Here is a 14,934-nt window from a genome sequence, read left to right as displayed (position 1 = left end):
ACCTCGTGGTGCGGCCGCTCCGAGAAGAGGAATTCTCCGAGCTTCGCCGACTGCGCGCGTCGTCCAGTGACAGCGGGAAAGTGGCTTTCCGGCCACGGCATCACGGCGATGACACAGCGCTGCGTTCGCTTCGTTGGGGCGACAGTCAGCACTACGCGGCCGTTATCGACGGCGAACTCGTCGGCGCGGGGTGTGTGTCGTTCTCCCGTGTCGCCGACGGTGACCGTGAGATCGGTCTGGCCTGGTTGTCGGATTTGGTGGTGGCGCCGCCCTGGCGTGGGCGAGGGATCGCGCGTCGGCTCACTTCCGGCCGGCTCGACGCAGTCTCCAGCAGAGACGGTGCGTATGTGGTCGCTGCCGCGGTGCAGGCAGGCAACGCGCCGTCAATGGGGAACGCCATGCGCTGGGCTAACCGGATACTCGGAACGGTGCGGGTCACGCCCGTCCCTCCGCCCCGTCGGGCTCCAGCTCCGTCGCCGAACGTGCGTATCAGACCGATCGCGGTCGCCGATTTCGACGCCGTCGCAGCAGGCATCCGCATGGCCGCGCGAGAGCTTTCGCTCGCACCGGTTGTGAACGCGGACGAGCTCGCTCGATGGGTCGACGTTCGCGTAGGCGGACAAGTGCTGCACAGCTACACCGTGGCGGTCGACGCCACTGGCGCAGTGGTAGCGGGGATCGGCCTTGAACACGAGTACAAGCTGATCTCGATGGAGGTGACCCGGATGCCCGCTCTCCTGGCCGCCGCCAATGCCGTAGTCCGAGTCGTCCCGCGGAACAGGTTGATGCGCAACACCAACGTGCGCCTGGCGTGGTTCCGCCGCGGACAGGAGGCTGCAGCGCAACTGCTCTGGCATCACCTCAGATGGGACATGCGAGATGACGTCACCAGCGTTGTCCGCTCGGTGGACCCCGCCGGACCGCTGGCCCGCGCCTTGCCCGCCGCCCCTTGGCTGCCATCGACAACGATGCAGATCGTGATCCGTGAGCCACCCGGAACCGAGCTCCCGGGCCTGCCCGTCGGCCCGATCGTGTAACCGGACAATCAACGTTCCTCGTCCGCGCCGCCAGCCAACCGACAGCCGCGCCCGATCAGGGATCCCTCTGGGAGACAGCCACCGTGCCGACAACGCCGCCCCTGGTCGTGCAGTTGGTCTGGCTATGGAGCCGTCAGGACCACGGGCTCTTACGCCTGAGTAGTTCGTAATCAGCGCGGTCTCGGCGGTCGAATCGACTCAGCACAAGGTGAAGTGTTACTCGGCGTGTGTCGCGGGGTCGGAATCAGAGCAGTCCACGGCTTCCTGGACGGTGATCATCAAGAGACTGTCGCGTTGGTCAAATAGCTGAGCTTCGATGGTTCGCCTCGTCAACGACGGGACGTTCGGCACGTTGTCCCGTAAGAGCCGCCCGGCAAATCGCCCGGTAAGGGCGCCTTATCCGGGACGCCGCCTGCGAGACCAAATCCGGACAAGGTCCCATGCGTTCGGCGTTCAGTCGCCGCTTCAGCCGAGCAGCACCGCCGCACGATCCGCGTCGGCCGAGCCGGGGCCGGTGAGTCGGGCGAGATCGGCGAGCAGCACCGCGGTGCCGGCGACACCGTTGCAGAGTCCGAAATCGGCGTCGGCACCCTGCAGTCCGCACGGCCAGTTGCCGGGGTCGTCGCCGGCGACGTCGAGGAAGTCGGCTGCCGCCTCCAGCGCGAGTGTGCGGTGTGCCGGCTCATCGAGTGTCGTGGCGGCGAGGTCCAGCACGGCGACCGGTGCGCCGAGCCCGTGGCAGAGCGTCCAGCCCTGACCCAGCCCGTCAGCTCCATAGCGGTGCCACACCTCGCGCTCCGACCACACCTCGGCACCGCACGCCTGAACCGCGACCTCCAGCTCGGCGCGAATCGTCTCGTCGGACCAGGGAGCGACGAGGCCCTGCGCAGACAGCTCCAGCAGACGCAGTCGTATGGCGCCGGCGCCCGCCGCGCCGTGACACCACCGAGCCGCCCACACCGGCTTCCCGCCGCGCAGGTCCGGCCAGCCGCCGTGCAACGGGTCGGACCACGCCGCCTCGAAACGCAGCGCCTCCGCTGCGAGCGAGAGCGCGGAGTCGGCCAATTGCGGCCGATGCCAAGCTGTTTCGGCCAAGGCCCACGCAATGCCGCTCGCGCCGTGTGCCAATCCGCACAGCGGCCGGCCCGCGTCGCCGTGCTGGGTGTTGTCCGGCCAGGCGCGACCCCACAGCTGCACCTCCGAGCGACGCCACAACTCGGCCACGACCGCCGCGGCCAACTGCGGTGGTGCCGTCTCCACGCGGGTGAGCGCGAGCAGTGCTCCGGCCAGGCCCGAGGTGAGGTCGCAACAGTCGAACAGCGCCACGAACTCGGCGGGGTCGTGATGCAGCCACGTGGGCGTGGTGGCCCGGGCAGCTAGCAGCTCGACACCGGCGCGCCCGTCGAGCAGGCCGGGGGAGTCGAGTGGTGTCCGCCGGCACACGGCGCGGGCGGCGTGATCGCCGAGGGCGGCAACGTCTGGCCGGTGCAGCGCCGGCCCCAGCCGGCGGAGCGCCCAGGCGATGCCCGCGTCGCCGTCGTAGAAGGCCGACCGGCCGGCGGTGCACCGGTCCGGCAGCCCGGAATCACCCAGCACCCAGGTCGGCCAGGTCACCTGCTCGCCGGACTCGATCGCATTGTCCGCCAACAGATCTGCGCACGCGGACACCGTCCTCCGCAGCCGGTCCTCGATGCTCGGCAGCGGCGCGGGCGCGACCGGCGCGGGTGTCGCGGTGACGGTCATGTCAGAACCCTCGCGCCGCGCAGCTGGGTGTTCTCCTGGGTCACGCCGTGCGCGGCGAACACCTCCGCCACGACGTCCGTGAAGGCGTCGCCGCGAGCGTCGGCCCGCCAGTATGCGTCGCTCAGCCAGCGACAGCGCACCTCGCCGAAGCTGCGCCCGTCGCCGGGGTCCTCGCTCCAGGCGATGCCCGGTCGAAGCAGCCGGGTGAACGGCGGTGACGCGTTGCGCACGTGCTCGCGACATACCTCGATGACAGCACCGAACACCTCGTCGCGACACGCGTCCGGCACATACAGCACGACCGCGTCCGCCCGATCCAGTGCGGCCGGGTGCGTCGCCACCTTGAGTGACCAGTTCCCGGTGCTGCGCGGTATGACGCGAGTGATCTCGTGCACCAGTCGTGCCACCTCCACCCGGCGGGGCGCGAAGTACAGCCGGGTCATCTCGGGGTCCGGCTCGCGGTGTGGCCACGCCGGCCCCCAGGTCCTCCACCAGCCCTGATCCTCGTGGCCACCCCGGCGCTGAGTGACCCGTAGCCGCGAGCCCACGGTCGGGGCGAGCCCCACGCCGGTGCCGGTCGTGAGGTAGTCACCACGTCCGAGTGCCCTACGGCGCGTCTCGTCGGCGACCACGGCCGCGCCATACGCTCCGACCGCGAGCACCTGCTGCGACTCGGGAGACCATTCCAGGCCGCCGGCGTGTGCGGCGCGGAGCGCCCAGCCGAGCGGCGGGTCCCAGCGCCCGGGGGCGGTGCCGCCGGGCCGAGGTGCGGCCCACCAGTGCTCGTAGAGCGCCATCGCCGGGTCGTCCGCGTCGGCCATCGTGGTGAGCACCTGGTGGGCGGCGCGCAGTTCCTCGATCGTGTGCGTGGTCCAGCTCATCGTCAATTCCTCTCTGGGAGAAGCGCATTCCGTCGGACGTCCCGCAAGAGCCGCTCGACGATCACATGCTGGTCGGTGTCCGGCTGAGCCGCGTGCTGCCAGGCAGTGACAAGCAACCGGACGATGCGCCATGCGGGACCACCCTGCGGTGCGGGGCCGCCGGCCGCGGCATACGCAGCGCGGAAGTCCGCGACGGGGACTGCGGTCGCGGTGAGCGTCTGCTCGAGCGTGACCACGTCCCAGGCTGCGTCGCCGCGCCCCGCGGACTCCAGGTCGATGAAGGTGACGCGAGCGTCGACGTCGACGAACACGTTCGTGGCCGACAGGTCGCCATGTGTCCAGTGGGCGCTGCGCTCCCACGCCTCGGCCAGCGGCTGCAGCAGGCGCTGCACGCCGGCTTCCTGCCAGACCCCGAGGACCGCGTCACGGTCGCCCGCTGCGCTGTGGGTCCGCATCGACGGCAGCGGCTCGATCAGCAGCGGCCAGGGCGGGCGGGCGAACGGCACCCGGTCGTCGACCGGTGCGGTGTGCAGGCGCGCGAGCGCCAGGCCGAGCGCGGCGGCCACCCGGGCCGACGACGTCCCCCCGAGGGAGATCGTCAGCAGGTCCTGCCCGGCCGCGACACCGGTCCACACCACCGCTGATCCCCCTTGAGGGAACAGCGGTGGTGTCAGACCGAGGGGGTGCAGCCGGGTGAGGGCCAGCCGTTCGGCGGCGACGACGTCGTCGCCGTCGACCCGGCTCGCCATACCGGGCTGCTTGACGTACGCGACCGGTCGCCCATGTCGCTGCACACAGTGCACCCCGTTGGTACGGGACACGGGCACCACGTCGACCACTCCGGAGACCGCGTCGGCAGCGCCGGCCAGCCCCGCCCGGACGGCGAGCGACAGGATCTCCGGAGTGGTGGTCATCTCAGTCCTGTTCCGGCTGGTCGAGCTCGTTGATTTCTTCGAGCGCCGTGAGATAGCCGGCCCAGAACTCCTCGGGCACATCGGGCGCCGCGCCGTAGCCGTGCCCGTCCTCGCCGAACCCTTCCTGCCACGGCCCCGGATCGGGGATGGTGCACCCGGCCCGAGTGAGGATGTCGCAGCCGACTCGAGTCACTGGTGGACAGGTCAGCCGAGTGAACCCGCAAGCCACCCGGGTGACCAGGCAGACCGTGGAGCGCGTGACGTTGCAGGCGACGGTGCGGGTCAGGACGCACGAGGTGGATCGGCTGATCGTGCACACCGTGAGCCTGGTGTTGAGGCAGGTCAGGATCGGGCGCGTGACGACCGGCGCGACGATCAGGTCCACATTCAGCTCGTCCAGCACCGACTGGATCGGGTTGGCGAAGGTCCACTGGCCGTCGCTCGAACCGGCGAAGAGCAGCCCGACCACGTTCCGGTTGTCGTCCATGACCACCGATCCGGAGTCACCGTGATCGGAGAACCTGGCGGACCGGCTGGTGTCGGTCTGGACGCGGATCTGATGGTGCAGGGTGCGTGACCCGACGTCGCTGCCGTAGTCGATCGACACGGTGAAATCGGTCGAAACGATTGTGCCGTAAGTCAGTTCGGTGGTGCGGCCGCGCTTGCGAACCGCTGCCCCGATGGTCGCAGGCGTGTGGCCGGCGACGTCGCCGATCTCCTCGACGGTCGGGCTCGTCGCCTTGCCGGAATCCACCGTGACGACGGCGCCGTCCACGTCGTCGCTGAGCGTGGCCCGGGTGAGGCTGCCGAACTGGTTGCCGCTGGAGCCGCCGTCGAGCAGGGACGGCTGGACCATGCGGTCGCCGACCGACCAGGTGTTGTTCACGCAGGCCACGTGGAAGTTGGTGAGTGCCATCGTGCTGCCGTTGCCGCGGTCACGCACCATCGCGCCCAGCGTGCCGGCGAAGATGTAGTTGCCGGCCGACGGTACGTCGGGCGGCGCGAGATAGACGCTGCGCAGCGGTCCCATGGAGATGCCGCCGTGCATCGTCGTGTACACCGTCGTGTCGACCTCCGGAGTGACGTCGCCGACCAGCTCCATCGACGGCCCCTGCAGTTCGATGGTCATCTGCTGCACATCCGTGGGTACACCGTCGATCTCCTTCGGGACGCGGTCAGCGGCGGACAGCTCGGAGTCGGGTTGCTTCTGCTCGACGAAGACGACGATCGCCAGTTGCCCGGTGTTCTTGCCGTCGGTCTCCTTGTCGGCGATGTCGACCCCGACGACGTTCTTCCTCGCGAGCAGGTCGTCCTCGGCCGCCTGCTTGATCCCTCGGATCTGTGCCCGTGCCTGTGCTCGGTCGTCGGCCATGGGACTCTCCTTGCTGTGATCGCGCTCGCCTCTCGAGCTTGTTGACGGGAAGGAGCAGTTGCGGACACCCCTGATACGTCAGAGATCTCCGCGCCGAGAAGATCGGCGTCCGGACGTATCACCGCGGCTGCACGGTGCTCCTGCAGGGTGTCAGCACCCGGCCGAACACGCAGGAATCGGTGGCAGCACGAGGCTCCCAGCGCCATACTTGGAGCCACCGGGTCCACCGGTCTCGAGGAGACACCATGAATGATGGCACCCGCGCCGAATCCCAGTTTGCCCAATCGGTTTCGCCGGTGCCGATGCTGCCTCCGTCGGCCGTGGCACGTTTCTCCGCACGGATGCTCGATCCCGATCAGTGGCCCGTGAACGACGACGGCCGGCCCGCGGCACCCACCCTGTATGCCGGGGACCGGATCGTGCTGCCGGGTGTCCCGGGTCGCAGCGTGGAGTCGGTGGTGCGCACCATGCAGGAGTTGCTCGGTGACCGTGCGCGCGTCGTGGTGGTGAACTCGTCCGACGTGCTGGACCGGAAGCTGCGGCTGACCGAACAACTCGAAGGCCTCATGCCCACCGTGGTGCGCCTGGTGCCCACGAGCGCCGACCCGCGCCCGGTGGATGCGGCACCGTGGGTCCTGCGCGCCCGGGACGCCGGCATTCCGGCCGGGTTGAGCCACATCCTCACCGTCGCCGGCTATCTGCAGGGCGTCGGCTATCTCCAGGGAGTGGGTTACCTCCAGGGCGTCGGTTACCTGCAGGGTGTCGGCTACCTGCAAGGTGTCGGTGCCGAGGCCGGCGGTGCATCGCGTGCTCCGGTCAGCTGGGCCGCCCCGGACCCCGCCGACGGAGTCGACGCCGAGGACGGGCCCGTGGTCGCCCTGCTCGACACCGGCATCGGCGAACACCCGTGGTTCACACATCACACGGACCGTGATCCGCGGCTCGCCGGTGCGCCGATCGGCTTGCGGTTCAACGCATCCGACGATCCGGAACAGACCGGGGTCACCCTCGACCGGGTCAACGGAACACTCGACCCGCGCGCCGGGCACGGAACGTTCCTGGCCGGCATCGTCCGGCAGCACTGCCCCTCCGCGACCCTGATCAGCGCGCCGGTCATGTATGGCGACGGCGCCGCGGACGAGGGCGATCTGCTCGCGGCGCTGACCGATCTCTACGCCTACCACCTGCTGGCCTGCGACGGCCGCGTCGAGGGGCGTCCGCTCGACGTGCTCTCGCTGTCGATGGGCTACTACGCCGAGTCGCCGGGAGCGGTCGTGCACAGCAGTGCACTGGCCGCCATCCTCAAGGCGTTCGGGGACGCCGGCGTCAGCGTCGTGGCAGCGGCGGGCAACGATGCGACGACCACACCCTTCTATCCGGCCGGCCTGGCGGCCGGCGGAGGGGGTGCCGTGCCGCTGCTCGCCGTGGGTGCCACCGATCCGGGGCAGGCGCTGGTCTCCGTCTACTCCAACACCGGCTCGTGGGTCACCGCCTACCGGGCGGCGACCAACGTGGTGAGCACCATGCCGACGACGTTCAATGCGGCTGCCCGGGCAGCGATTTCGACGAATGCCGGTGTGCTGCCGGCACGCGCCGCGGTGGATCTGGACGACTACTCGTGCGGTTTCGGGCTGTGGAGCGGCACATCGTTCGCCGCGCCGGCGTTGGCCGGCGACATCGCGGCCGCCCTCGGCGGCAGCGGCGGCCCGGACGACGAGAGCCGCCGTCACCGACTGATCGCGGCGGTGCAGTCGTGTCTCGGCGGTGCGTCGTGACGGCCGTCGGTTCCCGCCGGGACGGCCTGGCCGATCGGGCCGCCGGTTGTTTCCGGGACTATCGCGCCGGTGACGACCTCGCGATGTCACGTCTGGTGGACGCGGTCACCCCCGTGATGTGGCGCGCTGCTCGTGGCGCGGGTCTCGACAGCGGCACCGCCGAGGATGTCGTCCAGGAGGTCTGGCTGACCCTCTACCGGCAGGCGGACCGGATCACCGACGCGCAGGCGGTGCTGCAATGGCTGCTGGTCAGCACCCGGCGGCGCGCCTGGGCGGAGGCACGCCGGGCCGGCCGCGTGCAGGCGGAGGACGAGCCGGTCGACCGGCTCGCGCCCGTGGCCGACGGTCCCGAGGCGACGATGCTGCGCACCGACTCCGAGCGGACCCTCTGGAGGCATTTCCGGCAACTGCCGCCACGATGCCGGGCACTGCTGTCCGTCGTGGCGACCGGCGACCGCCCCGACTACGCCGGACTGGCCGCGGCGATGGGCGTGTCCGTGGGCAGTATCGGCCCCACCCGGGGGCGTTGCCTGGCCAAGCTCCGGGCGTCGCTGGAGGCCGATCGTGAATGGGAGGACGCACGATGAACCGCATCGAAGAACTGCTCGGCGGACCGATCGATTCGACCGACGAGCAGATCCTGCAGACGCTGGGTGGCATCGTCTCCGCGAACGACCCGGTGCCCGCCGGGTTGATCGACCAGGTGAAGTTCGCGCTGACGGTGGAGGCGCTGGGTGCGGAGGTCGCCGAGCTGCTCGACTCGACGCCGGTCGGCGTGCGGTCGACATACGAGCCGATCACGACCGTGACTTTCAGCGGCGACGAGGTGACCGTGCTGCTCACCCTGGACTCGGAGCGACGCCCACGCCGGCGCATCACCGGCTGGCTGAGCACGCCGGAGGTCTCCGTGCGGGTGCACGGCCCGGACGGCGAGGTCGAGGCGGTGCTCGACCAGGACGGGCGATTCGAGGTCGAGTTCTCCCGAGCCGGATTGGTGCACTTGGTGATTCAGCAGACAGCGCGCCCTGGCACGCGACCACTTGTCACCCCACCGATTCAGATCTGAGAGGCACTATCAGCACCTCGTATGCCGAACGCGAACTCGCCCAGGCCCGCCGCCTGAACACCCTGGGCCAGTGGTCCGCGTCCCGCAGCCGGCTCACGGGGGCGATCGAGAGCCTCGACGGTGACGCCGGCCAACTGGAGCTGCTCGGCCGGGTGCTGGTGACCCGCGCGCTGGCCGATCTGCACGTCGGCGGCCCGGACGCAGCGCACCGCACACTCGGGGAGGCGCGTCGCGCGGCGGCCTCGGCCGGGTCGAGGTATGTCGTCGCCCTCGCCTTCGTCCAGGAGGGCACCATCGCCATGTACCGCGGCGACTGGGCGGCCGGCCTCGCCGCGCTCGAGCAGGTGCACGAGGAGGACCTGCGCTCACCGGCCGAGGTGCTCGCGGTGCTGCTCAACCGCGGCCTGGCCAACATCACGCTGCGCCGGCCGGCCGCCGGACGCCGGGATCTGCGGGCTGCGCTGAAGCTTGCCGCGCAACAGGACTGGCCCGAGGTCGTCTTCAAGGCGCGGCACAATCTGGGTTGTCTCGAGTTCTTCGTCGGCCACCTGCCGGAGGCCATCCGCATGATGCAGGAGGCGGACGAGCTGCCCGTCAGGGTGGACCGGCTGCAGTCGCGTCGCGACATGGCCGCGGCGCTGCTCGAGGTCGGCCTGGTCGACCCGGCCGAGGACCTGCTGCGGCGTGCGCTGCGCAGCGCACACCGCAGCAGGCCCTCCGCCGGGTCGACCCGGCCGAGGACCTGTTGCGGCGTGCGCTGCGCAGCGCACACCGCAGCAGGCCCTCCGCCGGGTCGACCCGGCCGAGGACCTGTTGCGGCGTGCGCTGCGCAGCGCACGGAACCGGCACCTGCGGCTCGACGAGGGCAACATCCTGCTCGACCTGGTCGGTGCGCAACTGCTCACGGGTGACGTGCGCGGCGCCGGCCGCAGCGCCGCCGCAGCCAGCCGCGCGTTCCGGGCGTATGGCGATGGGCCGCTCACGGCATACGCCGAACTCATGACGATCGCCGTCGACGTCGCACGCGGCCGCGCGAGCTCGGCACCCGACCCGGCTCTGCTGAACGGCACGACCACTGCGGGGCGGATGGCGACGCGTCTCACCGCCGAGCTGATGATCAGCCGCGGGGAACCGGGGGAGGCGGCCCGGCTGCTCGACAAGCTGCCAGTCGTCCCGGCTGAGGGGCTCGCTGCAGGCATGTACGAGCATCTACTCAGGGCGCGGATCGCGGCGGCAAACAGCGATCATCGCGCCGCAGAACGCGAATTCCGAACCGCGGCACGGAAACTGGTGCGCATGCAGGGTTCGGTTGCCAGTTTGCAGGCGCGGGCGGCGGTCGCCGTGCACGGTGCCCGACTGGCCGACTACAACCTTTCCGAGGCCATGCGGCTCGCCGAGCCCGGCGAGGTCTTCCGGGCCGTCGAACGGTGGCGCGCGGCGTCCCAGCGGCTACCGGCTGTGCGGCCGCACCCGGACCCGACCGTCGCGTCCCTGGTGTCGCGGCTGCGGCAGCTGCGCCACGACCTGCAGGCGGGGGAGGACGAGGTCACCCTGCGAGCCGAAATCGCCTCGCTGGAGGCGCAACTCGGCCGTCGGCTGTGGGCGGCCGGTGCGACCGGCACGGCCGCCGGGCTGGCACCGGCGCCATACCGGCGGGTGCGGGCCGAACTCCTCCGGACCGGCACGACGTTGCTCTACTACTTCGCCCATCGGGGCGCGATGCACCTGCTCTGCTGCGGGCCACGGGGTGCGGCGGTTCGTCCGCTGCCCGGCGGTGCGGAGGCGGCGAAGCTGGCGGCCCGATTGGAGGCGGACCTGCGGGTACGCGCGCATGCCGGCGCGGACCGCGCCCTCGGTCCGGCCATCGACCGGGGGATCGCGCGCACCGCCGAGCGGCTCGCCGCCGTGTTGCTGCCGGAGTCCGTGTCGCTCACCGATGCAGTGCTCGTCGCGCCGACCCGGGCACTCGGTTCGCTGCCGTGGAGCATGCTGCCCGCACTCACCGAACGCGCGGTGGTGGTCGCCCCCTCCGTGTCGCGGTGGTGCGCGGTGGATGGCCAGGCCGGTCCGCCGCGGCGTGCAGAGCTTCTGCTCGGTCCCCGAATCACCCACGGCCACAACGAACTACACGAAGTCCATGAGGTATGGCGCGCGACCGGACTCGAGGTCGTCAGCCATGCCCCGGCGACCACGGAGCGGCTGCGCGAGGCGTTCGCCGGCGCGGACCTGGTCCACGTCGCGGCACACGGTGTGCATGCCCAGCAGAGTCCGCTCTTCTCCCGACTGGAGCTCCACGACGGCCCGCTGTTCGCCCACGAACTGACCGGTGGCGAGCGGGCGCCGCAGCATGTCGTGCTGTCCGCCTGCGACCTCGGCCGTTCGCATGTCGGACCGGGCGACGAGCCGCTCGGCCTGGCGGCGGCACTGCTCGGCCTCGGCGTCCGCAGCGTGCTCGCCGCCGCCGGACCGGTCAACGACGCCTTGGCCGCTGAGGTGATGAGCAGCTACCACCGCGGGCTCGCGTCGGGTCGCACGGCGGCGGAGAGTCTGCGGTCGGCGCGCGCGGCGCAGCCCGGTGCGGCGATCTTCAGCGTCTACGGCGCGGACTGGTCGGTCAGCCGGCCTGCGGGGCGAGGAACGCGGTGAGCGCGTCGGCATACATCCGCTGATCGTCGGTGCCGACGAGTTCCCGCACGGAGTGCATCGACAGCGTGGGCGCACCGAAGTCGACGGTCGTGACGCCGGTCAGCGCCGCGGTGACCGGCCCGACGGTCGACCCACACGGCAGGTCCGACCGGACCACGAAGCGTTGCACCGGGACGTCCGCCTGCTCGCAGGCCAGCGAAAACGCTGCCGCACCAACTGCATCCGTCGCATAGCGCAGGTTGGTGTTGAGCTTCAGCACCGGGCCGCCGTTCATCGCGATCTGGTGCTGCGGCTCGTGCCGGTCGGCGTAGTTGGGGTGGGTCGCGTGCGCCATGTCGCCCGACGCGATCACACTGCCGGCAAGCGCCCGGTGCAGTTCGCCCCGGTCGCCGCCGAGGGTGCCCGTGATGCGCTCCAGCGTCGTCATGAGCAACGCCGACTGCGCACCGCGCTCGGACACCGAGCCGATCTCCTCGTGGTCGAAGAGGGCCAGCACCTGGGTTGCCGGTCGCGCCGGCCCTGCTTCGTGGGCGCGGATCAGCGCGACGGTGCCGGCGTACGACGTGGCCAGGTTGTCCATGCGTGCGCCCGCGATGAGCTCCTGCTCCCGGCCGAAGAACGCCGCCGGCTGCAGGTCGAACGTCATGGCGTCCCAGGCCAACACGTCACCGGCCGGGACCTCGAGCTGCTCGGCGAGGTATGCCTGGAAGTCGCCGGGCGTGTCGCCGAGGCCCCAGTGCGGCACCAGGTGCTGCTGTGGATTGAGTTTTTCTCCCTCGCGTGCCGACCGGTCGAGGTGTATGGCGAGCCGCGAGATGCGCAGCACCGGCTCGTCGACCAGGAACAGACGTTGCGCCACACTGTTGTCGGCCCGGACGGCGGCCCGGCCCGCGACGCCGAGGTCACGGTCCATCCAGCTGGGTGCGATCAGCCCGCCATACGGCTCGACACCCAGCAGCTGCCAGCCCGCGCGGGTCACGTCCGGCTGCGGCTTGATGCGGAAGTTCGGCGAGTCGGTGTGTGCGCCGACGATCCGGACCGGAGTCGTCGCACCGGCGGAGTGCCGCGTCGACCAGGCGAGCAACGACCCGCCGCGGATCAGGAAGTAGCCGCCCGGTTCAGCCGGCCACTCGTCCGTCTCGGCGACCTCCCGGAAACCGGCCGCGGTGAGCATCCGGGCCGACTCGGCGCACGCGTGGAACGGTGTCGGCGCCGCGTTCAGGTAGTCGATCAGCCCCGCGCCCACCGTGCGCGCCGCCGTCGACGGTGCCGTCACTTGTCCGCGTCCTGCAGACCGCTGCGCGCCTGCTCGAGCCACGCCTGCCGCGCCTTGAGTGAGTCCTCCAGCTCCTTGACCTTGCGGTCGTTGCCCCGCTCCCGGGCCTTCGCCAGATCCGCCTCGAGGTCGGCGACGGCCCGCTCCAGCTGGTCGACCATCGACTGCGCGCGTGCGGCGAGTTCCGGGTCGGTCTTCTTCCACTTGGAGTCCTCGGCGTCACGCACGGCCTGCTCGACCTTGCGCATCGCCTGCTCGATGCGGTTCATGTCCTTGCGCGGCACCTTGCCGGCGGCGTCCCACCGGTCCTGGATGCTGTGTAGCGCGGACTTGGCCGCGCCGAGGTTCTTCACCGGGAGCAGAGCCTGCGCTTCCTTCAGCAACTGCTCCTTCACCTGCAGGTTGGCCTCGAACTCCTTGTTCTCCTCGGCGACCACCTCGTCCTTGGCGGCGAAGAACGCATCCTGCGCGGCCTTGAAGCGGGCCCACAGCTTGTCGTCGTCCTGGCGTGACGCGCGGCCGGCCTGGCGCCATTCGCTCATCAGCCGTTTGAACGCGGACGCGGTCGGTCCCCAGTCCTTGGACGCTGCCAGCCGCTCGGCCTCGACGATCAGCCGCTCCTTGCGTGCCTTGACCTCGGCGTGTTCCTCGTCCAGCCTGGCGAAGTGCGCGCGGCGCGTCTTGTCGAAGGCGTTGCGGGCGTGGCTGAACCGCTGCCAGAGGGCGTTCTCGGTCGGCTTGTCGAGCTTGGTGCCGCTGCGTTGCAGGGTCTTCCACTCGTCGAGCAGCGCGCGCATCCGCGCGGTGCTCGACTTCCACTGGACCTTTTGCGTCGGCTGGGCGGCGATCTGCTCTGCCTCGGCGACCAGTGCCTCACGCTGCTGGGCCGCCTCGGCGCGAGCGGCGGCTCGAGCCTCACCCTCCACTTGAGCCTTCGCCTTCAGCGCGGTCGCGATCTGCTCGACCGTGGCATCCAGCTGGGCCAGGTCGCCGACCACCCGCGCCTCGCCGACCTGCTCACGCAGGGCACGCAGCGCCTCCTGGCCGTCGTGCACCGACAGGTCGGTCTGCACGACCCGCTGCAGCAGCAGGCCTGCGGCCGCGGCCAGCTCGTCGTACTTCCGAGCGAAGTAGGCCAGGGCCTCCTCGGGCGTCGCCTCCGGATAGGAGCCGACCTCCCGGTCACCGTCCGGTGTGCGCACGAAGACCGTGCCGTCCTCGGCCACGCGGCCGAACGACGCGGAGTTGCTGGTCGCCGCCGGCGCGGGCGTCGGTACGGCCGGTGCCGCGGGCGGGTGCGGCAACGGCGCAGCGGGCGGGTGCGGCAGAGGCGTTGTCGGCGGGTGCGGCACGGGCGCGGCCGGGGGGTGTGGCACGGGAGCAGCCGTGGGCTGCGGGCGCGGCTCCGCAGGAGTGGTCACCTGCTCGGTCGTCGCGTCGGAGCCTTCGTCCGTCGGCTGCGGGCTCTCGGGGGACAGGTCGCTCATGCTGCGCTCTTCTTCTGCGTGACGGTGACTTTGAGGATGCTGATCGGCTGGCTCGGGGCGCCGTCGCCGGTGGAACTGTTGGTGCCGGCCCTGGCCACCGCGTTGATGATGTCCATGCCCCTCGTGACCTTGCCGAAGATGGAGTAGCCGCCGGTGTTGGTAGGCAGTTGGGTGTCCTTGTAGACCACGAAGAACTGTCCGCCGTTGCTGTCCGGACTCTCGCCGCGCGCCATGGCCACCGTGCCGGCCGGGTAGTCGCCGTCGCTCGGAGCGTTCTCGACGCCGAAGCCATAGCCCGGGCTCCCGGTGCCGGTGCCCGTCGGGTCGCCGCACTGCAGGACGTAGATGCCCTGGGTGGTGAGCCGATGGCACGGGCTGTTGTCCCAGTAGCCCTTGGCCAGCTGGAGGAACGACGCCACCGTCTGGGGCGCCTTGGCGCCATACAACTCGAAGGTGACGGTCCCGCACGTGGTCTGCAGGACGGCGGTGAACGTCTTGCCCGCGGCGGCTTTCTTCGACGGCAGCTTCAGCTGTTGCGCGGACGCGGCAGGGGCCGGCGGCTTCGTGCAGCGCAGGGTCGTGCCGGAAACGCCCACGGCGGGTGACGTGGCGACGGTGGCGGCCGGGGTTCCCGTGCCGTTGGTCGTGCTCGATCCGCAGGCGGTGAGGGCCGCCACCGGGAGGAGGCACGCGACTGCCAGGACGGACCGTGTCCGGTTCAGACGCAAGGGTCGGTT

The 14,934-nt window shown here is 70.9% G+C and carries 13 protein-coding genes; 6 read left to right on the top strand and 7 right to left on the bottom strand.

What is annotated here, in order from left to right; translation table 11 throughout:
* Positions 1–5 precede the first annotated feature (5 nt).
* Positions 6–1,037, top strand: a complete 1,032-nt coding sequence (locus ACN8HC_RS15865) for a GNAT family N-acetyltransferase (protein ID WP_490075810.1) — start codon at positions 6–8, stop codon at positions 1,035–1,037.
* A 465-nt stretch (positions 1,038–1,502) separates the two neighbouring features.
* On the opposite strand, the gene ACN8HC_RS15860 is transcribed toward ACN8HC_RS15865, so the two are convergent.
* The 4 genes from ACN8HC_RS15860 to ACN8HC_RS15845 are packed head-to-tail and all read right to left on the bottom strand — an operon-like array spanning position 1,503 to position 5,947.
* Positions 1,503–2,780, bottom strand: coding sequence for a lanthionine synthetase LanC family protein (locus ACN8HC_RS15860; RefSeq protein ID WP_490075809.1), 1,278 nt, complete (start codon positions 2,778–2,780; stop codon positions 1,503–1,505).
* Positions 2,777–3,661: a T3SS effector HopA1 family protein gene (locus ACN8HC_RS15855; protein ID WP_490075808.1), complete on the bottom strand. Its 885-nt coding sequence runs from the start codon at positions 3,659–3,661 to the stop codon at positions 2,777–2,779. Before ACN8HC_RS15855 ends, ACN8HC_RS15860 begins: the two co-directional genes overlap by 4 nt.
* 2 nt (positions 3,662–3,663) lie before the next feature.
* Complete coding sequence (locus ACN8HC_RS15850; RefSeq protein WP_490075807.1) at positions 3,664–4,575, bottom strand: phosphotransferase family protein; 912 nt, start codon at positions 4,573–4,575, stop codon at positions 3,664–3,666.
* Between the two features lies 1 nt (position 4,576).
* On the bottom strand, positions 4,577–5,947 hold the full coding sequence (locus ACN8HC_RS15845) for a chymotrypsin family serine protease (protein ID WP_490075806.1): 1,371 nt from the start codon (positions 5,945–5,947) through the stop codon (positions 4,577–4,579).
* A 245-nt stretch (positions 5,948–6,192) separates the two neighbouring features.
* Here ACN8HC_RS15845 and ACN8HC_RS15840 point away from each other — a divergent pair, with 245 nt between their 5' ends.
* The 5 genes from ACN8HC_RS15840 (at position 6,193) to ACN8HC_RS15820 (ending at position 11,434) form a co-directional block, all read left to right on the top strand.
* Entirely contained in the window at positions 6,193–7,722 is a 1,530-nt protein-coding gene (locus tag ACN8HC_RS15840) for a S8/S53 family peptidase (RefSeq protein WP_490075805.1), read from the top strand.
* On the top strand, positions 7,719–8,309 hold the full coding sequence (locus ACN8HC_RS15835; RefSeq protein WP_490075804.1) for an RNA polymerase sigma factor: 591 nt from the start codon (positions 7,719–7,721) through the stop codon (positions 8,307–8,309). Before ACN8HC_RS15840 ends, ACN8HC_RS15835 begins: the two co-directional genes overlap by 4 nt.
* Positions 8,306–8,788 carry a hypothetical protein gene (locus ACN8HC_RS15830; RefSeq protein ID WP_490075803.1) on the top strand — a complete coding sequence of 161 codons (483 nt, stop codon included), beginning with the start codon at positions 8,306–8,308 and terminating at the stop codon, positions 8,786–8,788. The genes ACN8HC_RS15835 and ACN8HC_RS15830 overlap by 4 nt, the downstream gene beginning before the upstream one ends.
* 152 nt (positions 8,789–8,940) lie before the next feature.
* Positions 8,941–9,699 (top strand): hypothetical protein, encoded by a 759-nt coding sequence (locus tag ACN8HC_RS15825; RefSeq protein ID WP_490075802.1) that lies wholly within the window; start codon positions 8,941–8,943, stop codon positions 9,697–9,699.
* Positions 9,602–11,434 (top strand): CHAT domain-containing protein, encoded by a 1,833-nt coding sequence (locus ACN8HC_RS15820; protein ID WP_490075801.1) that lies wholly within the window; start codon positions 9,602–9,604, stop codon positions 11,432–11,434. The genes ACN8HC_RS15825 and ACN8HC_RS15820 overlap by 98 nt, the downstream gene beginning before the upstream one ends.
* Here the strand turns inward: ACN8HC_RS15820 and ACN8HC_RS15815 are convergent.
* The 3 genes from ACN8HC_RS15815 to ACN8HC_RS15805 are packed head-to-tail and all read right to left on the bottom strand — an operon-like array spanning position 11,403 to position 14,925.
* Positions 11,403–12,710: a M18 family aminopeptidase gene (locus ACN8HC_RS15815; protein WP_490075800.1), complete on the bottom strand. Its 1,308-nt coding sequence runs from the start codon at positions 12,708–12,710 to the stop codon at positions 11,403–11,405. The genes ACN8HC_RS15820 and ACN8HC_RS15815 overlap by 32 nt on opposite strands.
* Positions 12,707–14,197 (bottom strand): DUF349 domain-containing protein, encoded by a 1,491-nt coding sequence (locus tag ACN8HC_RS15810; RefSeq protein ID WP_490075799.1) that lies wholly within the window; start codon positions 14,195–14,197, stop codon positions 12,707–12,709. Before ACN8HC_RS15810 ends, ACN8HC_RS15815 begins: the two co-directional genes overlap by 4 nt.
* Positions 14,194–14,925, bottom strand: a complete 732-nt coding sequence (locus tag ACN8HC_RS15805; RefSeq protein ID WP_490075798.1) for a peptidylprolyl isomerase — start codon at positions 14,923–14,925, stop codon at positions 14,194–14,196. Before ACN8HC_RS15805 ends, ACN8HC_RS15810 begins: the two co-directional genes overlap by 4 nt.
* Positions 14,926–14,934 lie beyond the last annotated feature (9 nt).

It is taken from the genome of Flexivirga sp. YIM B11880, from assembly GCF_058148645.1.
This window is presented reverse-complemented; position numbering and strand designations above follow the sequence as displayed.

Coding starts and splice junctions, on each gene's coding strand:
- ACN8HC_RS15830 (WP_490075803.1), top strand. CDS start 8,306: ATGAACCGCATCGAAGAACTGCTCGGCGGACCGATCGATTCGACCGAC.
- ACN8HC_RS15850 (WP_490075807.1), bottom strand. CDS start 4,575: ATGACCACCACTCCGGAGATCCTGTCGCTCGCCGTCCGGGCGGGGCTG.
- ACN8HC_RS15855 (WP_490075808.1), bottom strand. CDS start 3,661: ATGAGCTGGACCACGCACACGATCGAGGAACTGCGCGCCGCCCACCAG.
- ACN8HC_RS15840 (WP_490075805.1), top strand. CDS start 6,193: ATGAATGATGGCACCCGCGCCGAATCCCAGTTTGCCCAATCGGTTTCG.
- ACN8HC_RS15860 (WP_490075809.1), bottom strand. CDS start 2,780: ATGACCGTCACCGCGACACCCGCGCCGGTCGCGCCCGCGCCGCTGCCG.
- ACN8HC_RS15810 (WP_490075799.1), bottom strand. CDS start 14,197: ATGAGCGACCTGTCCCCCGAGAGCCCGCAGCCGACGGACGAAGGCTCC.
- ACN8HC_RS15845 (WP_490075806.1), bottom strand. CDS start 5,947: ATGGCCGACGACCGAGCACAGGCACGGGCACAGATCCGAGGGATCAAG.